The organism is Streptomyces sp. NPDC003393 (genome assembly GCF_053589015.1).
This window is the reverse complement of sequence record NZ_JBSFRB010000073.1, coordinates 1-20025: the sequence shown is the minus strand read 5'-3', so window position 1 is coordinate 20025 and position 20025 is coordinate 1. Positions and strand designations below refer to the sequence as shown.

The following is a 20025-nucleotide window of genomic DNA, read 5'->3' as shown; positions in this document are numbered from 1 at the left end:
CTCAACATCCTCACCAACTACTTCAACATCGTCGCCGACACCGACAACGAATTCCCCCTCGTCACCCCCCACAACCACGCCTGATATCCGGCCGCCCACACCCCACTCGTCTTCTTCTGCTGAAGCGGGGCAGGGGTGGTTGCAGCTCGCGGAGTGTGTGCGGTAGCCGCAGTGTGTGCGGTAGCCGCGACGGGTCGGCTCCCGATCTGGGGTGACGCCGGACCCGTCAGTCGGCTGGGTCAGAGGGGTTTGTGCGGTGATCAGTGCGCGCGATCATGACCGGAGCGTCCTTCGACGGCCTGTGGTGCACCGGGCCGTGACCGCAAGCGATGACATCCGCGGTCGACGGCCGCGAGTTCAGTCAGTGAGTCGAGGGCGCGGGCTTGGTCACTGTGGAACACGCCGGGAAGCAGTCGAGGGCCTGCGATCCTGGATGTGGGGTGGGCCGTCACCAGTGTGTCGCCGCTGATCAGGGCCTACTACGCGCTTCCTGTGGTGCGGGACGCCGGGTGAAGACGTCGCCGGCGGGGGGAGGGCCGGCCGACGGCGTCGGTCTTTAACGGGCGGCCGACCCGTCGGCGAGGCCGAGTTCCTTGGCCACCAGTTCGTACGAACGCAGACGGGCACCGGAGTTGGGCATCAGAGTGGTCAGCATCAGTTCGTCCGCGCCAGTGCGCTTGTGGAGCTGCTCCAGGCCGTTCCGAACTGTCTCGGGCGATCCGTGCACAGAGTGGCCGAGCCACTGGCGGGTGAACTCTTCTTCCGCAAGGGTGTAGGCATGTTCTTCCGCGGTCTCCGGCGTGGGAACAGAGACCGACAAGCCGCTGCGCGCCCAGGCCATTGCCAGGGCTCCGGACCGGGCCAGCCGCAGGGCGGCTATGTCGCTTTCGGCGCAGACGACGTTGACAGAGACCATGGTGTAAGGCTCCTGCAGGCTGTCTGAAGGCTGGAACGTGTCACGGTATGTTTTCATCGCGACCAGGCTCTGCTCCGGGTTGATGTGGTAAGCGCCCGCGAAGGGAAGGCCGAAGCGCGCGGCCACTTCCGCGCCGGACATGCCCGAGCCCAACATCCAGACGGGCAGGTCACGGGACTCAGGTACGACGTGTACGTGGTCCCGGGTGTATGGATGATCGTCCGGGAAGCCCCGGCCGACGAACCCCAGCAGTTCCGCGACCTGCTCCGGGTAGGTCTCCGGTCCGGCGCTGCGGTCGTCACGGCGCAGCGCCCTATTGACCACGGGGTGACCGCCGGACGCCCGTCCTACACCGAGGTCGATTCGCCCGGGATACAGCAGGTCGAGGAGACCGAACTGTTCCGCGACGAGCAGGGGGGCATGGTTGGTCAGCATGACTCCGCCCGAACCGATCCGGATGCGCTGCGTGACAGCCGCGAGGTGGGCCAGCAGTACTGCTGGGGCAGGGCTCGCCGAGGCCGGGAAGCTGTGGTGCTCCGGCACCCAGAACCGGTGATACCCCCAGCGCTCTGCGGACTTCGCGAGTTCGGTTGTCCACCGAAGCGCGGACTGCGGGCCGGTGTCGGCCCCCACGGGAACGAGGTCGAGGATGGACAGTGGTACGGGTCTGTCGCCGTACGCCCCGAGAGCGGCGGATGTCTGCTCGTTGGCGGAGGCGTTGACTGGACTGCTCATTTTTGCTGGTCCTTTTTTGGTTACCGCAGACTGGGCTGCACATCCCTGTGACCCTTCCATCCAGGGCTGCCAAGGCGATTTTCGAAGTGGGGCGGAGAAGGCCGACGCACCCACCGTCGACTATGGTCCTGCCGAAGATCACAGCACATGGTGTAGTGCCGAGCAAACTGCCTCAGACGCCAGCGCATACCGACCGGGTCGCGGTTTCGAGTGCGTGCCGATGCAGCCCGTCCAGTCGGTGGAGAACCGAACCCGTTCGGACAGCGCGTGCCAACTGGACGGCGCAGTCGGCAGGGGCACTTCGAAGATGTTGTGTGCTTTTGAGCGCGTGCAAAAGCTCGCCGGTAAGGCGGTTGAGTCGGGCTCTGATTCCGGTCAGATTCGGCCTGGTCGCAGGCAGTTGCTCGCGGTGCGCGGCCCAGCGGGCGAAGAGCCCTCTCTGCACGATCTTGTTCGCGCGGCGAAGTCGAGGACCACGCGCGAGACGTCGATGAGGCCGGCGTCATCGAGTCGGTGCAGCACCGCTTCATGCAGCCGGCCCCACACTCCGGCTCGTGACCAGATCAGGAACCGGCGGTGCGCGGTCGACTTCGAGATCCCGAAGCACGGCGGTAGGGCCCGCCAGGCACAACCGCTGACCAGCACGTAGATGATCGCCGCGAACAGCGGCTCATCAGGCGTGTCCTGCGTTCCGCCTCCCTGTGGCCGCACCTTCGACGGTGGGATGAGCGGCTCGGCGATCTCCCACAAGCCGTCCGGAACAATCCAACTCCACGTACCCCGCCCCATAGACAGCCCAACGAGCGATCACCACATGCCCGGCTGTGGGAGGCCGAGACCCACCTGCAGCACCTCGCGATCACCCGCAAGACCGTCACCAGCCTCGTCGACCGGCTCCCCGCATCCCCGCCGGAGCTACCCGAGCACCCGGACTACCCCCGCATCCTCGCCGCCTTCAACCACGCGACCGGGCCGCTACGGGCCAAGGACGTCTGCGAAGCCCTCGGCCACGAACTGCTGCCGAAGAACGTCGAAGGCACCCGCGCCAAGCTGAAACGCCTGGTCAAACTCGGGATCCTCACCGAGGCCGACACCGGCAACTTCGCCAGGAAGCCATAGCCGACGGAGCCTCCACCAGCGACCTTGCCCAGCCCCAACCAGAACGGACATCACCTTACGAACCGCCCACTTAACTTCGCGGCATTGGTCGATCATCTGCCGGTGGCAGTAGCCCTCCGGCCTGTCGCCCCGGCCCGCCAACCATCCGGGATCGGGCAGCAGTTCCCGCACCAGGGCCCACTCGCCATCGCTATCCGAGTCGTACCGGGGCTGGCGCTCCGGCCGGTCGGCCGCGTTCCCGAACCTGTGCGAGACAGCCACACCCACGAGTGGACGGACTGGACCGGCAGCCATGACCACGCGACACTTCGACAACACGGCCTCTTGTTCCTCACTGGACTCGACATCCGAGAGCTACCAAGAGGCCCTTCTTCCACGCGTGTGCACCAGCAGACTCACCCGGACCAGGCCCATGTTCGAACCCGACCGACCACCCGAGCGGAAAGAGAACAGTCAGTTACGCGTGGACTTCCGGGTTGTGCGGGGACAGGACGACGGACTCCGCGGTCAACTGAGTCCAGGACGTGCGAGCCTGCTGTGGGTAGAACCGGACCCGGCGACCGGTTCCACCGTCGTCGCCCGGCGAGCCGGGAGTGACCCACTCGATTTCCGCCATGCCCGAGAGCTGGATCAAGCGGCCGGTGCCGAAGTCGATGAACAGCAGCGCAGCGGCTGGGTTGGCCGAGATGTTGCCCAGACTGTTGAAGAGGTTGTTCCCTGCGTAGTCGGGCCACCAGATCGTCCCGTCCTCGATCCGCACGAACCCCGGATTGCCGCCCTTGTGGGACGTGTCGGTTCCCCGGGACGGGTGGGTCGTGCCCAGGAAGAACGTGTCAGCCTGCTGGATCACCTTTTCGTCCTCGGCAGTAAGGGCGAGGCCGTTCGTCCGGTGCAGCCCCATGGCGTCTGTGCCGACAGTCGTATCCCAAGCAACGGTCCGTTGCTGGATGTAAGCGGGGCAGTTCCCAAAAGCCTGATCGGCGTCCAGTTGGAGGGTGTCGCGGTCGCTTCGGGTCAGGACTCCGTTGACGCGGACTCTACGTCTGATGGCGAAGTCAATGGTCAGCAGGCCCACCGACTGACCGCGGGGCGCGTCCCGGAGGGGGTCCTCGGCCCGAGGGGCTGTGTGGACCATGAGAGTGGAGCCGCGCCCTTCGAGAAAGCCCGGCTCCCCGTGGAGCAGGGACGTCCACAATCGTCCGGCCCGGTCCCGGGCGGTCAGTGCGGCGAGGGTGCGCTTGGCGAGGAACAAGGTGAGCCCTCCGTCCAGGTTCGGTGGCATGAGCATCCCCTCGAGCCGGGCCGCCTCCTCTGTAACGCTGGCTCGGCGCTGGACCTCTCGCTCGCCCTCGTGAAATCCCAGACTCTGCATGATTCCTCCTGTGAGGTCTTCTCGGCTCGATGCGCCTGGCGCGGTGGCACCGGCCGTAGGTCTGTCAAACGGTGCCGACTCTGCCTTCGTGAGTGCGCTCGTAGTGCCGGGCGACACGGGCACGGTTGCCGCAGATGTTGCTTGTGCACCACTTTCTGCGCTTGTTCTCGCCGAGGAAGAGCATCGAGCAGTTCGGGTTGGCGCACCGTCTCAACAGCCCGAGGCGGTCCTGGTCGGTGAGTAGTGCGATGGCTTCCGTGGCAATGGCCGCGAGGAGTGCGTTCCCTCCGTACTCGGTGTGCCAACGTTCCTCTCCACGGAAGACGCCATCCGTCATCACCAGCCGATGACTCACGGGAGCCGCCGCGGCGATGCTGTTGATGTCTTCGAGCGATGTGAGCTGGACGGGACGCCCCTCGATATGGGTGTCCAAGGCGTCACGAATCGCCGCCCGCAGCCGGCGCGTCGCCCTGATGTCGGGCGTCGGACCGAGGGGCAGGCTCCGGGACTGCAACGCCCACCACCGCACCTCGGCTTCGGGGTCAGCGAGGAGATCCGTGGTCGGCTCCGTGACGGTGATCAAGGTATCGGCGAGGTCGAGTGCCACGAGCGACTCGCCCCCCATGGGGAAGCCCGCTCGCTGCACCTCGTTGACGTTTGGGCGAATGCTCACACCACCACTCTAACCATTAGATGTCACCGGGGCACAGCCCGCTGCAGGTGGGATTGTGCCTGGAGAGGCACCGGATCTCAGGTTCGCGACTCAGGCTTCCTAACGGGTGATCGCACACGTAAGGCGTTAGTGCTTTGTGATGGCCACGGTCGCAGGCCCGGCTGTGAGCTCGTGCCGGCGGCGCCTGTCACCCCAATCAACCAAGCTAACCTTTAAAAGAGACTTTACAGGTTAGATGCCCTGTGGTCGACTGATCCAGCAACCACTTACGGACCATGAAGGGGTTAGAGTCATGACTCGCACCGTTCACTACCGCACCGCCACCGTCAACGGCCTCGAGGTCTTCTACCGGGAGGCCGGTGATCCCAAGGCGCCGACGCTGCTCCTTCTCCACGGTTTCCCGACGAGCTCGCACATGTTCCGCGGGCTGATCCCCGAGCTTGCCGACCGCTACCACGTGATCGCCCCCGACCACATCGGGTTCGGTCAGTCGGCGATGCCCGCACTTTCGGACTTCCCGTACACCTTCGACGCCCTCACTGAGGTCACCGCCGGCCTTCTCCGGCAGTTGGGGGTCGACCGGTTCGCGATGTACGTGCAGGATTACGGAGCACCCATCGGCTGGCGGCTCGCACTCCAGGCGCCTGACCGCGTCACCGCGATCATCACGCAGAACGGCAACGCCTACGAAGACGGATTCGTCAAGCCGTTCTGGGACGGTGTCTTCGCCTACGCCAAGGCTCCGGGGCCGGACACCGAAGGACCCATGCGTGGCGCGCTGACTGCCGAAATCACCCGGTGGCAGTATCTGAACGGGGTCGCCGACCCGACATTGGTCAGCCCCGACAACTGGGTTCACGACCAGGCGCTGCTGGACAGACCCGGCAACGACGAAATTCAGCTGAAGCTCTTCCGGGACTACCCGACCAATGTGGATCTCTATCCGCAGGTCCACCAGTACTTCCGTGACTCCCAGGTCCCGCTGCTGGCGGTGTGGGGCGCGGGCGACGAGATATTCGGTCCGGATGGTGCGAGGGCCTTCGGCCGGGACCTGCCCGATGCCGAAATTCACCTGATCGACTCCGGCCACTTCGCCCTCGAGAGCCACCTCAAGACCATCTCCGGGCACATCAAGGACTTCCTCGCCCGCGTTGTTGCCTGACGCGAGGGAACGGAAGCGGGCGGCTTGTCCGCGCTTCTACGGCTGTCGGTGCGGTGAGGGCAGGATCCGTCGGTCCCGCTCTCGCCACCACGGAGCTCATACATCACGCCGCCTCTGTGGCCTCTGAGGCGGCTGCACACCACTCATCTCTGGGGACGGCCGGTCCTGGTCGCCCCTTCTCCGGAGGGACCCATCATGGGACTGTCCTGGCAGCAAGGCCCGCTCGCCGCCGGCGCGGTCGGACACTTCCTCACCGCTGAGCCATTGCCCGAGCGGCTGCTCTTCGCCGAACCGCTTCGGCGACGCATGCGGGTCGAGTTCAACGGCACATCGATCGCCGACAGCGAGAACGTCGTACTTCTGTACGAGCCGGGCCGCTATCCCGTGGCGTACTTCCCCCGCGAAGACGTCGACCCCCAAGCCCTGGTGGCGACAGAAAGGATCACCCGGAACAAGGACCTCGGCGACACGGCCTGGTATGGAGTGCGGGCCGGTGACCGAGCTGTCGAACGCGCTGCCTGGGAGTTCATCGCACCACCCGGGCACGCGGCCGAATTCAAGGGACACGTCGCCTTCGCATGGCGGGCGATGGACGCCTTCTACGAGGAGGACGAGCGCATTCTGGGACATGCCGCGGATCCCTACCACCGCATTGACATCCGCAACACCTCACGAGTCCTTGAAGTCCGTCACGCGGGAACCGTGATAGCTCGTTCCGAACGCCCGCTCGTCCTCTTCGAGTCAGGATTCGCCCCCCGCTGGTACGTGCCGCGCGCCGACATCGACGAAGCTCGGCTCCGCCCCGCCGAGGGACAGACCTTCTGCCCCTACAAGGGGGTGTGCGACTACTACGACATCGGCGAGGCACGTCACAGCGCATGGTCGTACCGTGCGGCCTATTCGGAGGTGGGCCGGATCAGCGACCTCGTCTCCTTCGAACCGGACAAGGTCGAGGTCTACCTCGACGGCCGGCGGCTGGAGCAGGAACCCGGCCAGAAGGTGGTCCCTCACGGCATCGACCGCGGCCTGGACGTCGAGGAGCTCAAGCGCCACTGACTCCCGAAATGGTGGGTACGGCTTTCCCCGCTCATCCGCGAGCTGAGGGCTGCGGGCGCCACTCGGCCGGTGAGGGAACTCGGCAGCCTGCTCCGGCGATGAGAACGCCGCCCGGTCGGATGGCAGGTCGAGGAGCGAACCCGCGAAACGGTAACTGGTCGTTCCGGGACATCGCCGGGGCACCCGGGACGGCATCAGTCCGGCGGGTTGTCCCCGCACCCCACGGAGACTTTTGCCGCCGACCGGGCGGCGGATGGTTGTGGCTCAGCACCGTCGGCGCCCGGTTCAGCTGATGATCCTGGCCGTGTGGATGACCCAGCCTGGTGTGTACGGCCGGTCCTACGCCGCTTGGTCCCAGTGATTCGGGAGAGTGCCCGCGTCGGGCGGGCACTTCGGGGCCTTCTCCCGGGCGCGCAGTACGGCCCAGGCCGGGATGGACGTGCTCATCGGGGAACGTCGTTCAAAACAGGGGCGGCTTGCCACGGGCCGGGGGGCCCCGCAGGATGCCGTGCTCACGTGCGTAGTCCTCCAGCAGCGCGTACAACTTGCGACGTCCTCGATGCAGACGGGACATCACCGTGCCGAGCGGAATACGCATGTTCTCGGCGATCTCCTTGTGGGAGAACCCCTCGACATATGCCAGATAGACGGCGACACGGAACTCTGCCGGGAGCGACTGCAGCGCCGCCTTGACATCGGAGTCCGGCACGTGATCCAGGGCTTCCGTCTCCGCCGAGCGCAGACCTGTCGACATGTGGGACTCGGCCTGAGCCAACTGCCAGTCCTCTACCGCTTGTCCACCTTCACGTGTCGAGTCGAGCCGGCGCTTCCGACATGTGTTGATGAACGTGTTGGCCAGGATGCGGTGCAGCCAGGCCTTGAGGTTCGTGCCAGGACGGAACTGGTCGAAGCGGGCATAGGCCTTTGCGTACGTCTCCTGTACCAGGTCTTCCGCATCAGCTGGGTTGCGGGCCATCCGCAGCGCGGCGGCATACAGGCTGTCCCTCAACTCGAGGGCGGCATCGAAGTCACTCGCTTCGCCGAAGGATCTCGCAACCCATGCGGGCCGCAAGTCCTCGGGTTCGCTGCGCGGCGCGTCCGGCGGGAGCAAGATTGCGGTCATTGCGTTTCACTCCATGGTTCGAGTGCGATTCGGCGGACGTCCCGACTGCCGCCATACAAGGGCTCGGCCGGGACGACAAAACCGTGCAGGTGCCCTATGTGCGATGCCCAGGGAAGCCCTGGGGGGCGACTTCTTGCACTGCCACGCAGGCTCAGACCGGGTTCGGCCAGTGGGAGGCCCACGGGGCGGTGGCCTCGAAGGCTGCCGAAGCACGCAACACATCGGCGTCGGCCAAGTGCCGGCCGATGATCTGTAGCCCGACGGGGAGGCCCTCCGCCGTGAATCCCGCCGGGACGGTCGCGGCGGGCTGGCCCGTGAGGTTGATCGGGAGGGTGAAGCCCAGCCACGCCGTCGAGGGGAGCATCCGCTCGTCGATGATCTCAGGTCCCTGGCTGTAGAGAGGGAAGGGCGGGACGGCGAGAGTCGGGGTGATCAGCAGGTCGTAGTCGGCCATGAACCGCCACATCTTGTTGTTGACGGCCTTGCGCACCCTCCTGGCGTTGGTCAGATCCTCCGCCGTCCAGTTACGGGTCAGTATCTCCACCACGTTCGGAGACATCTCCGCGCCGTACTTGTCGAGCAGCGCTCGCATCCCCGCCAGGTCGGTGTCGCCGACCACGACGGCCCAGAAGGCCTCGAACGGGTCCTCCCAGCCGGGATGGGCCTCCTCGACGGTGCACCCCAGGTCCTTCTCGAAGATGCCTGAAGCTCGCGCGGCGATCGCCCGGACCGCGGGATCCACGGACATGTAACCCCAGTCGGGGGAGAAGGCCACGCGCATACCGCGGATCCCTCCCTCGGGAGCGGTTGACCAATTGACGTCGCCGGCCGGCAGCGAGTACCGGTCGCGGGGGTCGGGACCGGCCAGCACCGACATGAGCAGTGCGGCGTCGGCGACGGTGCGGGTCATCGGGCCGATGTGACCGAGGGTCTCCCAGCTGGAGGCCCCCGGGTAGCGCTCATCACGTGCACCCGGATACATCGGCACCCGGCCCATCGAGGGCTTGAAACCGTAGATGCCGCAATGCGCAGCGGGGATCCGGACCGATCCTCCGCCGTCGGTGCCCAGCGCCACCGGACCTATACCGGAGGCCACCGCGGCCCCCGACCCGGCACTGGATCCCCCCGGGGTCATCTTTGTGTTCCAGGGATTGCGGGCCGTCGGGGAGACGGGGTTGTGCCCCGCGCCGCTGTAGCCGAATTCGGGCACGGTGGTCTTGCCGAGGATGACGGCACCAGCCGCCTTGACGCGTTCTACAACAATGTCGTCCTCGTCCGGCACGAAGTCCCGATATATCGGGGAACCCATCGCGGTGCGGACACCCTTGACGGCGAGCAGATCCTTGATCGAAATGGGCACGCCAGCCAGGGGCCCCACCGGGTGACCGTGCGCAATCCGCTCCGTCACCTCGGCCGCCGCCGAACGTGCCAGGTCCTGCGTAGGCTCGCAGAATGCATGCAGTACCGGGTTGAGCCATTCCATCCGGTTCAGCATGGCTTCGGTGACTTCGGTAGGTGAAATTTCCTTTGCCATTATTCGAGCCACCAGCTCCGTTGCCGGCATCTCGCAGATTTCGTCGGACATGCTTTCCTTCCCTGCCGGCCAGTGAATGGATCTTGCGGCCTGCGGTCAGTGAATGGTGATATTCAATGTGAGTCAGAAAATCTCGCGATAAATCCGGGCACTTCTTCGCGTTGAGTGTCGGCGGTCCAGGCAAGCCAAGTCCGCCGTACCAAGGGGTGACCGATGAGGGGACGCCACGCCACGGAGTCAGGGATCGGATGTGGCCACTGCGGCGGGGCGAGGGCGAAGGACTTGCCGCCGGTCACCGCCGCGATCTTCACCTCCGCGATCAATGACTTTCCGGCGGGGCACTCAGGGCCGACGGATACTCCATGCTGCCGCAGTGTCGCCGTCAATTCGTCGTAGCACCCTGGGCTCGTGGAACGCGTGAAGCCGACCCAGTCGAGTCCGCGCAGATTTTCGAGCCGGATACCGTTGGGATCGGAGAGGGCAAGTGCTTGCTCCGTGCTTAGCAATACCCCCAAATTTTCCTTCAGTATCTGTATCGCTTCGAGGTCGGAGTTGCCGGGACGCTCACGAAGCAGCCCGATGTCCAGTTCGCCATTTCGTAGCGCATCCAGCTGGGCGGCGGTCGACAAATGGCACGCCTGCAGCTGCGTCTCGGGATATTCCTCCGCCAGCCATGCCAGCGGGGGGCCGAGCAGACCAGGCGGCAGTTCCAGGGGTATCCCAATCCGCAGGAAATCCTTCTCAGGAGTCTTGAACCTGTTCAGTACCCTGATCGCCTGGTCGTGCCGGGCCAACAGTGCACGCGCCTCAGCCAGGAGCGTCGCCCCGGCGTCAGTCGGCCACGCTCCTGAGTGGTTACGGACCAACAGCTTGACTCCGAGCTGCCGTTCCAGCGCGCTGACCGTCTGGGACAGTGCAGGCTGACTGACATGCAACCGGCGTGCCGCCGCGGAGATACCACCTTCTTCAGCAATGGCGATGAAAAGGTGAAGCTCTCGCAATTCCATGTATTCCAGGAGTCCTTATCACGTCACGGTCGATCGGTTCCCGCGGGGCTATGTCAGCTCATTGTCTTCCACTTTCGGGCGCGTGTGAGGACGCAACATATGCGTTTTGTGAATCGGCCGGAACGAAAAACCTCATGTGGCACTGCTGCGGCACGCCGTTCGCACGTCGCTTAGCCGGAGAACAACCATGTCCTTACATGTGGGCACCGCGCTGGAGCCCACCCGTACCTATGCCGGTCCGGCTCAAGGCGTCACGCAGCGCCGCACGGGAGTTGATCCCGAGCTTGGGGAAGATGTGATAAAGATGCGACCCCACCGTGCGTTGCGAGAGAAGCAGTTGCTTGGCGATCTCCTTGTTGCTCAGACCGCTGGCAGCCAACTCGGCGATCTGCCATTCCTGGGGGGTCAACTCCGGGGCGTACCGTGAGGGACGGACCTGAGCACCTGTCGCTCGTAGTTCACGATCGGCGCGTTCCGCCCACGTACGTGCGCCGATGCCTTGAAACGTCTGCACGGCACGGGTGAGAGCGTGGCGGGCCTCTTTGACTTCACGCCTACCGCGCAGCCACATGCCGTGTGCGAGGTGGAGACGTGCGCGTTCGAAGGGGAAATTCGCGCCTGCCGGATGCGCCAGAGCCTGGGAGAACAGCTCACGTGCCTCCGCCACGTCTTCGGTCGTCATGCCGAGGCACCCGAGCGTGACCAGGGCGAGGCGCGGTGACACCTCGGCGACCTGTGCGTCGCGCGCGGCCAGAGCATGGCGTCGGGCCTCTCCCGGTCGTCCCGTGAACAGGGCCGCTTCGACGAGGTCGAAGAGCGTACGTGCGGCCTGACAGGCGTAGGGCTCGAAGGTGCCAGGCTGTGTGATGCCCGAGGCGTACTGGTAGGCGGTCTCGAAGTCGCCGTCGCTGAAGGCCGCGGCAACCCCGATCACCTTGGCCTGCTGGATCAGGAGGCCCACCTCGCGCGGTCGCGCCCACGACTCGACCTCCGCCTGCAGACTCCGGGCCTTCTTGGTATCGCCCCTGAGCGCGGCGAGCAGACCCAGTCCGGTGTGGAACTGGTGGAGGAACAGCGTCAAGCCTTGTTCCTCAGTCATGGCGACTCCGCGAAGGCCGGTCTTCTCGGCGTCCTCCCATGCACCAGAGGTGATCTCGTCGAGCATGACGAGGTGCATCATCATCATGACGTCGGAGACGGCACCTGAGTGCATCTCGCGGTCGATCATTCGTTCCAGATGAGGTCGGACCAGTTGTAGGGCGTCGACCTGGCAGGCCGACAGGGCCAGACGGGTGATGTCCCACGGCTCGCCGTCGGCGACCTGTGGCAGGGCCTGTCTCACCCGTTCCCGGACGCCCACGCCCCGACGCAGCACATCACCCCACGCGTCTCGGTAGATGGCGGTCAGGGGATGTACGAAGTCCGACAGCGAGTCGAGGAGCCGTTCGGTGTGTTCCCACAGCGCCCGGTCACCAGCACAGTGACTGACGATGAGGAGCAGGTTCAGTAGCCGGGTCAACAGCTCGTCCGGCGGCTTGTCTCCGTGCCTGCGGCGAAGGCATTCGGCTGCTGTGACCAGACGCTGATGCACGGATTTCACGTTGCCGTGCTGATAGAGCTGCACGTACGAGGAGGTGATGACGGCGGCGGAGGACTGGCGCGCCCCATGGCGCTCAACCGGAGGGGTTACCAGCTGCAAGGCTTGATCGAAGAGTGCGGAGTGGCCCGCAATGAAGGCCGCGTCACCGAGCCTCCGGGAGCGGTGCGCCGTGTCCTCGCTCAGTTCGGCGGCGCGCGTCAGCCAAGCCACCGCTGTGGCCGAACCGCCGCGCAGGATCGCCGAGTCGGCGGCCGCCTCCAGCTCGGCGGCAACCCTCTCGTCCGGGTCGACGGTCGCCGCCGCCAGATGTCCCGCGCGTCGCTCGATGTCGTCCTGATGGAAACCGGCGAGTGCGGAATGTGCCGCCCGGCGCTCGTTCGGCGTTGCCAGGTGGACGACGACGGAACGTACCAGGGGGTGCCGGAAGTAGAGGTGGCCCGTGGCGGGCTCGACGGACAGCAGACCGTGTACGACAGCCTCGTCGGCGTCGCGCATTCTGTACCGCGTGCCGTGCACCGATCCTGCGGAGGAGAAGGACTCAACCCCATCCAGTGCCCCGCACAGTAGTTCGTGACGAACCGTGGGATCCAGGTTTTCGAGGCGGCGGCGGTACATCTGCTCAAGTCGGCGGGAGAGTGGGATCCAAGGCGGGTGGGCCGGGCTGGACAGACCACCGTCCCCCTCTCGACGCTCCACACAACTCGGCAGCTCCAGCAGAGCGAGGGGATTGCCCTCCGCGAGGTCCAGCACGGTGCGACGGGTTTGCGGATCGAGTTGTGGGTGCCGCGTGTCCAGCAGTTTCTGCGCGGCGTCGTCGGGCAGCGGGCCCACCTTGAGTTCCGGAAGCGCGGCATTGTCGAACTGAGAGCTCATGTTGCAGCAGACCGCCACCACCATTTTCACGGTGCTGGAAGCCAGGCGTCTGCCGATGAACCCACACACTTCGCTGCTGGGTGCGTCGAACCACTGGCCGTCGTCAACGACGAGAAAGACAGGCTTCCGGGAGGACACCCGGGTGAGCAGATCGAGGATGGCGGTGCCCAGGGCCATCGGTGACGGCGCTGGGCCGGCCTCCCGACCCAGGACCACATCGAGCACCGTCGGATATTGGCCCCTTCCTCTCGAGGTGCCCAGCAGCGGGTACAGGAGTTGGTGCAGGCCCGCGAACGGCAGTGCCCACTCCGCTTCCACCCCGACGGCATGCGCGACGACATGGCCTTGCTCTTCCGCCTGCCGCGCGACGTGTGCGAGCAACGCGCTCTTGCCGACTCCGGCATCCCCTCTGACGACGAGAGCTTGTCCTTGGACCGCGGAGGGCAGCATCGACAACTGCCGGCATTCGTGTTCCCGCCCGATGATCGGTCCATCGAGCTCCGACATGTTGACACCCCTCAATGAAACGATTCTTCTCACAAGCTTGCGCGGCGGGGCACCGAAATGCCGTCGCTGCGTAGCCCCTTCGTCGGGTGTCCGGACACCTTCCGACGCGGCGGCCCCGGCTGCGACCCGAACGGCAGACCGAGTGACCGCCGGGCCCTCAGGGGGTTGGCACGGCCGCCCGATGCGAGGTCCCAGCCTGGTGGATGGCCCACGCCGCGTTCACCAGACCGATGTGGCTGAGAGCCTGGGGGAAGTTGCCCAGGTGCGTTCCGTTGATCTGATCGACCACGAGCCCGCCTCGACGCCCAAGAGCTCTCCGAACACGGACGGGCTGTCAAAACGCGGGAAGCACAGCCGATCGACTGTGCCCTCCAACGTCACGAGGGCTGCGGAATGACGGTCGGAGAGCAGTGCGTGGTCCTCGATGGCGGAATGGGTCACGAGCCCACGCTCCCCTCCGCGCCCCGGGCTTGGCGAAGTCGGTCTCCACGGTTCGGCGGGGAGGTGTCACCGACGTGCCGTTCGGCCCAGACGGCAAGCAGGTTCGCGACGTATTCCGCGTCCCGCCGCCGGCTGAGCAGGTGGTCGGCTCCGTCGATCGCGATAAAGCTCTTGGGATGGCGGGCGCCGTCGAAGATGAGACGCGCGTTGTCGATCCCGACGATCTCGTCGTTCGGCGAGTGCAATATCAACAGCGGGCGGCGGAGCTGGGCAATCCGCTCGGCCTGCGGGTGCGACGCGATGTCGTCGAGGAACTGCCGACGGATGCGGAAACTTCTCCCGGCGAGCCGAACCTCTGCTTCGCCCAAGCTTTCGATTTCGGCTCGGATGTCGTGGAAGAGATGGGTCACGTGGGCAGGGTCGGCCGGCGCGCCGATCGTCGCAACGGCCCGTACCTCGGGCAGGTGACCGGCCGCGGCCAGGACCGCGGCGCCGCCGAGGGAGTGCCCCACGAGCAGGGCCGGCGCGGCAAAGTTCTCTCGCAGGTACGAGGCGGCGTGGATCAGGTCCTCGATGTTCGAAGTGAAATTGGTGTTGCCGAAGTCCCCTCCGGACTCACCGAGCCCGGTGAAGTCAAAACGGAGTACCGCCAGTTGGTGTGCCGTGAGCGCGCGAGCGACCCGTGCCGCGGCGCTGCTCTCCTTGCCGCAGGTGAAACAGTGTGCGAACAGAACGTAAGCACGCGGAGTGCCCGCAGGCATGTCCAGTCGGGCAGCCAGGGGCTCACCGTGCGAGCCGGTGAATTCGATGCGGCTGCCGGCACCGGTAACGGCATGATGTGACACTAGGACCCCTGCTCAGTGCTTTGACGTCGCCGGCTTGTCATCCAAGTAACCATACGCGGTCCCTCGATTGGCGGCGCTACGCCAGTTGATCTGCTTATGGCGGTATTCGCATATCGTCTGGCGTCCGCCAGCCGGGTGATCCTTGCGCGTGGTGTCGATCGGCCTCGTCGTCGATGGGTCAGGAGCCGTTGACCAGCTGTCTCACCACAACGTCCCAGTCCACCTCGGCCAGTTCCTCGGCCGACCCGACCAAATCATAGGTGTCGTCGAGCCAGCACTTCAGGCTGTCCCTGTCCAAGTGGAAGAGCGCGGACTTGCCGCCGCATTCCAGCAGCATGTGGACGACGTCGTGCCCGTTGACCGTCGTGGGCCACAACCGTACGTCGCCCGTCCCGCTCGCTTCGAAGAGTCCCCAGTAGAGGAGCTCGCGGGAGATGCACCATGTAACCGGAGGCTCGCCTCCGGAACGGAATGTCACGGAGACAGTGAGCGGGGCGGTGGAGTCGAACAGCAACACCGCCTTGATCGGAATGCGCACTGACTGCTGTACGACTTGGTGGATAGGCAGCGAGAGTTCGATCTGGTGAACCGGCTCCGGCTGCTGGGCCTTGATGCTGGAGTAACGCTCGGCCACGAAAGGCCTCCTTCCGTAGAGGGCTTCAGCGGTTCAAGGTCGCGTATCGGATGCTTCGGAAACATCGGTCAGTTGACGGTACGGCGCGCGGGGACGGCCAGCCGAAGAGCCGGTGCCGGCAGCCGTGACCCAGGCAGACAGCTTCGGTTCCCACCCGGGAGCGAGCAGCCCAAGGGCGGCCCTCGGGGGCCCACCCCTGGCGCCTGAGTCATTTGGCTGATTCGAAGAGGCGTCGTGCCGAGTAAGTGTTGATCCGCGTCCCGCGCTTCGCGGACCACCCGCCCAGGTGTTGGGCAACCCTCAAGGAAGTCGGAGCTGATGGCGAACTGTACGCCTGTTGTTTTCATCCACGGGCTATGGCTTCACGCCTCTTGCTGGGATGCCTGGATCCATCGCTTCTTCGTCGAGGGATTCGCGCCTGTCGCCCCTGGCTGGCCGGGCGAGCCGGACACCGTCATGGAGGCCCGCCGACGTGCTGCGGCCATGGACGTCGTGGGCCTCGACGACGTCGTGTCCCACTACGCGGACATCGTTCAGTCCTTCGAGACCGCGCCTGTCCTGGTAGGGCACTCGCTGGGAGGTCTGATCGTTCAGCGGCTCATCGGCATGAACCTTGGGCGGAGCGCGGTGGCCATAGCGTCCGCCCCGATCAAGGGCGTCGAGCTTCCGTCACCCTACGCGGACTTCTGCTCCAAGTTCCCGGCGCTGAGCCACCCGGAGAACATAGCCCGGTCGCCGGAGCTCACCCCCGAACAGTTCCGTTACGCCTTCGCCAACGCCGTCTCGGACGAGGAGGCGGCCTCCCTCTTCGAGCGCTACACCATGCCGTCGCCGGGCCGCACCCTCTTCGAGACTGCCTTCACGAACAGCAGCCGGAACTCCCGTAGCTCCGTGGACACCGGCAACGCCGGCCGCGGCCCACTTCTGTTGATCTCGGGTCAAGAGGATTGCCTGGTCCCGGACGCGATCACCCGTGCCGCGTACAAGCTCTACGGCGACTCCAGGGCCGTAACCGGCCTCAAGCAGTTCGTCGACCGCGGTCACTCGATGATTATTGACAGCGGCTGGCGAACCATCGCCGACTACACCCTCGGTTGGCTCGGCCACATGGGCATCCGGGGCGAGCTGTCGGGCGTCGACACGCCGCCGCCGGTGAATCAGGTGGTCGGGTAGCGGCAGGCATCTGAACCAGGATCAGTCATATGACTGATGTCGGACTCCGGCATCGCAGTAAGGGTGATCCGGACCGGCGGGATCGGACGGAAACGGGGTGGCCACGCTCGCCGGCCTGACTGGAGTCGCGGGGCATCTCTCGCGTTGACTTGAACGGATTTTGGGTGCTGGAGGCTGGGACAAGGCATGACACACAGGGACCGCACCACAGAAGCCGTCGCACCCCTCTCTCGCGAACGGAGCGGCAGCGCGACAGCGCACACATCGGGCCCGGACGCCGGTGAGTAGGCGGTAGTGCTGGTGACCGGACATTCCCCCACCCCAGACCTCGAGTGCACCGAGTTGGACCAGCGGGCCGTGGACACCGCCCGCGTCCTGGCCGCCGATGCCGTACAGAGACGGTGGTGCTGCGGCTCTACGGCGAGGTGTGCGACCACGCCCAGTCGGTGGTGCTCCCGCGATGCCGGGCCCTTGGAGGCCAAGGCCCGGGGCCCGTTCTGCGACCAGGCTCTGCGCCACCGCTGAACCGACCGGACGCTGACCCGCAGGTCGTGAGCGATGACCGCGTTCTCGTCGCCCTGCCTGAACCGCTCGGCCGCCTCCCTCCTCAACTTCTCGCGGAAGGCCCGCCGTTCGTCGGTCAGTCTGCCCCCTTGCGCATACCTCATGCGGTCGGCATACCGCAGGGAACATGAGGCGTCAGCCCCTACGACACCACGCTTTGAAGGTCAGTAGCTCTTACCGATTGCTGACGTCAGGCAAGATCCGTGCCGTCGGGAGAATGCCGCCGGGCATAGTGATCGGGATCCAAGATCAGGGGTAGGCCGCGCCTCCTGGCGCCCCGCCTCCCACGACCGACCACTTTCGAAGGAAGCACCCTTGAGTCGAACCACTGGCAGACGGCGTCGTACCCTCGCCGCAGCGCTGTTCACCACCACGAGCGCGGCCATCGCTCTCCTCACGGTCGCACCGAGCGCGGGCGCGGCTCCGGCAGAGCGTCACGGCCCCGAACAGAGGGCTGTTTTCGAACAGACCAATGATCCGTCGGGAAACACAGTCATCGCGTTCGCACGCGACCGGCATGGCCATCTCCACGAGGCCGGCCGGTATGCCACCGGCGGTGTGGGTGCGACGCTCGATCAGGCGCCCATTGATCCGCTGGCCTCGCAGGGCTCGCTGACCTATGACCCCGAACATCACTTGCTGTACGCGGTCAACGCGGGCAGTGACACCGTCAGCGTGTTCGGGGTGAAGGGCGCCCGCCTGCACCGCCTGCAGATCCTCTCCTCCCACGGGCATCTGCCGGTGTCGGTCGGTGTCGCCAAGGATCGGGTCTACATCCTGGACGCCGGCGGCGACGGAGCGATCACCGGCTACCGGGTCAGAGGCGGCCATCTGGTGCCTGTACCCCGGTCCACCCGCAGTCTCGGGCTGGGCAATGAGGACTCCCCGTTCTTCCTGTCCGCCCCGTCGGACGTAGTCGTCACCCCGGACGGAAGCAAGGCTATCGTGGCCACCAAGAGCCACAACACGCTTCAGACGTTCCGTCTGGACCACCGAGGCGCGCCGGCGGCGAAAGCAGTGATCACGCCGTCGGCAGGAGCGACCCCCTTCGCGCTGGCCTTCGACCGCCGGGGCAATCTGCTGGTGACCGAGGCCCCAGGGACGCAGTCGTCCTACAAGGTGGAGTCGGACGGCAGGCTGACGACCATATCGGCCGCCGTGTCCAACGGGCAGCAGGCGTCGTGCTGGGCGGCGATGGCGGGGAACCACGTGTACGTGTCCAACGCCGGCAGCGGCACCATCACGGCGTACCGCATCGCTCACGACGGAACGCTCAGCCTCAGGGACTCGTCCGGGGTCACGGCGACCACGGACGCCGGGCCGGTGGATCTGGCGATCAGTGGCGACCGACGCTTCCTGTATCAGGAAGCCAATGGAGCCGGTGCGATCGACGAGTTCGCCATCGGGGCCGACGGTGCTCTGACAAGGATCGGAACGGTCACCGGGCTGCCCGTGTTCGACGGCAGCCGGGGCCCGGAGGGCCTCGCCGCCACGTGATTTCCCGGTTGTCCGGTCGGCTCGTCAGAGCTAACCGAACGCTGTGGATCATAGAGGTCTCAAGTCTCTGCTTTCGACAATCGAATCCATCATCGATGTGCGATAGATTTTGCGAATGGTTACTCTCAGAGCGCTCGAATGCCTGGTGGCTCTTGTCGAAACGGGCTCAGTGACTAAGGCGGCGGAGGCATTGCATCTCTCGCAGCCCGCGCTGTCCCATCAGATCGCAGCACTGGAACGCGAACTCGGTACGCCGGTGGTCGAACGGCAGTCCCGTGGCGTGCGGGTGACCGCCGCGGGACTGGGGGCCGCAGAGGAAGCGCGCATCGCCCTGAGAGCCGCGAACCGTGCGGTGGAAGTGGGGCGCGACGTAGGGGAGGGCCGCTCGGGCCGGCTCAGGCTGGCCTGTGCCGAGACGATGACCGTCTGGTTGCTGGTCCCTCTCCTGCGACGCTGGCGCACCCAACGACCTGAGGTTCATCTGGACCTCATGGAGTTCACCAGCAGCGACAAGATGGTCGAGGCCCTCATGAGCTGTCAGGCCGACTTGGTGGTGGGTCCGGAACCCACCAGGACGACTGCTCATATGGAGGTACTCGGTGGCGAGGAGATGGTGGTCGTCGCATCAGCCGCTCACCGATTCGCACGTCAGGCATCGGTCACCGTCGAAGATCTCGTGGGAGAGCCATTCGTTCATTACACACCGGACAACGGGAATGCCGCCTGGATCGATCACTTCATGGCGTCCCATCAAATGACTCTGACTCCGATTCTGCGCACCCGGAGCCCGCGGACCGCAGCCCAACTGGCTGGTGTGGGGATGGGTGTGACGATCGTTCCGGTCTCCGCACTAGCGGCCCGTCCGGCGGGCGTGGTCCGTTGTCTGGAACCGAGGGTGTTGCGCGACGTCGTGGCCATCACGGCAACGCCCAACGACGCGCTCGTCGCGCGATTCCTGGCGGATCTACGGCGCCGCGGACTGCCGACGGTCAACATATCGCTCGCCCCTCAGGTCGCTGACCAGTGATCCGCTGCCCCTCAGGCCGCGGATCACTGGTCCGGGCAACCCCGCTGGAGGAACCAGTCCTACCGACGCCCCGCGGCCGGATATCAGGCGTGGTTGTGGGGGGTGACGAGGGGGAATTCGTTGTCGGTGTCGGCGACGATGTTGAAGTAGTTGGTGAGGATGTTGAG

Annotated in this window: 15 protein-coding genes and 3 pseudogenes; 6 read left to right on the top strand and 12 right to left on the bottom strand. The window is 65.8% G+C overall.

The window, feature by feature from the left end; all coding sequences use genetic code 11:
- Positions 1-556: 556 nt before the first annotated feature.
- Complete coding sequence (locus ACWDUZ_RS37515; protein WP_451636310.1) at positions 557-1651, bottom strand: LLM class flavin-dependent oxidoreductase; 1095 nt, start codon at positions 1649-1651, stop codon at positions 557-559.
- Between the two features lie 414 nt (positions 1652-2065).
- Positions 2066-2440: pseudogene (locus ACWDUZ_RS37510) on the bottom strand (transposase); the annotation flags it as partial.
- Between the two features lie 30 nt (positions 2441-2470).
- Here ACWDUZ_RS37510 and ACWDUZ_RS37505 point away from each other — a divergent pair.
- A pseudogene (locus ACWDUZ_RS37505) lies at positions 2471-2770 on the top strand (hypothetical protein); the annotation flags it as partial.
- Positions 2771-3227: 457 nt separating this feature from the next.
- Here the strand turns inward: ACWDUZ_RS37505 and ACWDUZ_RS37500 are convergent.
- Together ACWDUZ_RS37500 and ACWDUZ_RS37495 are read right to left on the bottom strand one after the other, a co-directional pair.
- On the bottom strand, positions 3228-4022 hold the full coding sequence (locus ACWDUZ_RS37500; RefSeq protein WP_451636308.1) for a pyridoxamine 5'-phosphate oxidase family protein: 795 nt from the start codon (positions 4020-4022) through the stop codon (positions 3228-3230).
- Positions 4023-4206: 184 nt separating this feature from the next.
- A complete protein-coding gene (locus ACWDUZ_RS37495) occupies positions 4207-4815 on the bottom strand; it encodes a CGNR zinc finger domain-containing protein (protein ID WP_451636307.1) in 609 nt (202 codons plus the stop codon).
- A gap of 292 nt (positions 4816-5107) precedes the next feature.
- Between ACWDUZ_RS37495 and ACWDUZ_RS37490 the strand changes: the two genes are divergently transcribed.
- Both ACWDUZ_RS37490 and ACWDUZ_RS37485 read left to right on the top strand, forming a co-directional pair.
- A complete protein-coding gene (locus ACWDUZ_RS37490; protein ID WP_451636306.1) occupies positions 5108-5977 on the top strand; it encodes an alpha/beta fold hydrolase in 870 nt (289 codons plus the stop codon).
- A 195-nt stretch (positions 5978-6172) separates the two neighbouring features.
- Entirely contained in the window at positions 6173-7033 is an 861-nt protein-coding gene (locus ACWDUZ_RS37485; RefSeq protein WP_451636305.1) for a DUF427 domain-containing protein, read from the top strand.
- A 460-nt stretch (positions 7034-7493) separates the two neighbouring features.
- Here the strand turns inward: ACWDUZ_RS37485 and ACWDUZ_RS37480 are convergent, their stop codons facing one another.
- From ACWDUZ_RS37480 to ACWDUZ_RS37450, 7 genes are all read right to left on the bottom strand, one after another.
- Positions 7494-8156: a sigma-70 family RNA polymerase sigma factor gene (locus ACWDUZ_RS37480; protein WP_451636304.1), complete on the bottom strand. Its 663-nt coding sequence runs from the start codon at positions 8154-8156 to the stop codon at positions 7494-7496.
- Positions 8157-8307: 151 nt separating this feature from the next.
- Positions 8308-9741, bottom strand: a complete 1434-nt coding sequence (locus ACWDUZ_RS37475; RefSeq protein ID WP_451636303.1) for an amidase — start codon at positions 9739-9741, stop codon at positions 8308-8310.
- A 62-nt stretch (positions 9742-9803) separates the two neighbouring features.
- Positions 9804-10697, bottom strand: coding sequence for a LysR substrate-binding domain-containing protein (locus ACWDUZ_RS37470; protein WP_451636302.1), 894 nt, complete (start codon positions 10695-10697; stop codon positions 9804-9806).
- 193 nt (positions 10698-10890) lie between these two features.
- Positions 10891-13677 carry an ATP-binding protein gene (locus ACWDUZ_RS37465; protein ID WP_451636301.1) on the bottom strand — a complete coding sequence of 929 codons (2787 nt, stop codon included), beginning with the start codon at positions 13675-13677 and terminating at the stop codon, positions 10891-10893.
- A 219-nt stretch (positions 13678-13896) separates the two neighbouring features.
- Complete coding sequence (locus ACWDUZ_RS37460; RefSeq protein WP_451636309.1) at positions 13897-14058, bottom strand: hypothetical protein; 162 nt, start codon at positions 14056-14058, stop codon at positions 13897-13899.
- Between the two features lie 56 nt (positions 14059-14114).
- The gene (locus ACWDUZ_RS37455) at positions 14115-14963 is read right to left on the bottom strand and encodes an alpha/beta hydrolase family protein (protein ID WP_451636300.1); all 849 of its coding nucleotides are present in this window, start codon (positions 14961-14963) and stop codon (positions 14115-14117) included.
- Positions 14964-15141: 178 nt separating this feature from the next.
- The gene (locus ACWDUZ_RS37450; protein ID WP_451636299.1) at positions 15142-15597 is read right to left on the bottom strand and encodes an SsgA family sporulation/cell division regulator; all 456 of its coding nucleotides are present in this window, start codon (positions 15595-15597) and stop codon (positions 15142-15144) included.
- Between the two features lie 318 nt (positions 15598-15915).
- Here ACWDUZ_RS37450 and ACWDUZ_RS37445 point away from each other — a divergent pair, with 318 nt between their 5' ends.
- Positions 15916-16770: an alpha/beta hydrolase gene (locus tag ACWDUZ_RS37445; RefSeq protein ID WP_451636298.1), complete on the top strand. Its 855-nt coding sequence runs from the start codon at positions 15916-15918 to the stop codon at positions 16768-16770.
- A gap of 458 nt (positions 16771-17228) precedes the next feature.
- Here ACWDUZ_RS37445 and ACWDUZ_RS37440 read toward each other — a convergent pair.
- Positions 17229-17438 (bottom strand): annotated as a pseudogene (locus tag ACWDUZ_RS37440) (helix-turn-helix domain-containing protein); the annotation flags it as partial.
- 211 nt (positions 17439-17649) lie between these two features.
- Between ACWDUZ_RS37440 and ACWDUZ_RS37435 the strand changes: the two are divergent.
- Positions 17650-18831 (top strand): lactonase family protein, encoded by a 1182-nt coding sequence (locus tag ACWDUZ_RS37435; RefSeq protein WP_451636297.1) that lies wholly within the window; start codon positions 17650-17652, stop codon positions 18829-18831.
- Positions 18832-18946: 115 nt separating this feature from the next.
- Positions 18947-19858, top strand: coding sequence for a LysR family transcriptional regulator (locus ACWDUZ_RS37430; RefSeq protein WP_451636296.1), 912 nt, complete (start codon positions 18947-18949; stop codon positions 19856-19858).
- Positions 19859-20025: the final 167 nt, after the last annotated feature.

Coding starts and splice junctions, on each gene's coding strand:
- ACWDUZ_RS37515 (WP_451636310.1), bottom strand. CDS start 1,651: ATGAGCAGTCCAGTCAACGCCTCCGCCAACGAGCAGACATCCGCCGCT.
- ACWDUZ_RS37490 (WP_451636306.1), top strand. CDS start 5,108: ATGACTCGCACCGTTCACTACCGCACCGCCACCGTCAACGGCCTCGAG.
- ACWDUZ_RS37485 (WP_451636305.1), top strand. CDS start 6,173: ATGGGACTGTCCTGGCAGCAAGGCCCGCTCGCCGCCGGCGCGGTCGGA.
- ACWDUZ_RS37480 (WP_451636304.1), bottom strand. CDS start 8,156: ATGACCGCAATCTTGCTCCCGCCGGACGCGCCGCGCAGCGAACCCGAG.
- ACWDUZ_RS37475 (WP_451636303.1), bottom strand. CDS start 9,741: ATGTCCGACGAAATCTGCGAGATGCCGGCAACGGAGCTGGTGGCTCGA.
- ACWDUZ_RS37470 (WP_451636302.1), bottom strand. CDS start 10,697: ATGGAATTGCGAGAGCTTCACCTTTTCATCGCCATTGCTGAAGAAGGT.
- ACWDUZ_RS37465 (WP_451636301.1), bottom strand. CDS start 13,677: ATGTCGGAGCTCGATGGACCGATCATCGGGCGGGAACACGAATGCCGG.
- ACWDUZ_RS37445 (WP_451636298.1), top strand. CDS start 15,916: ATGGCGAACTGTACGCCTGTTGTTTTCATCCACGGGCTATGGCTTCAC.
- ACWDUZ_RS37430 (WP_451636296.1), top strand. CDS start 18,947: ATGGTTACTCTCAGAGCGCTCGAATGCCTGGTGGCTCTTGTCGAAACG.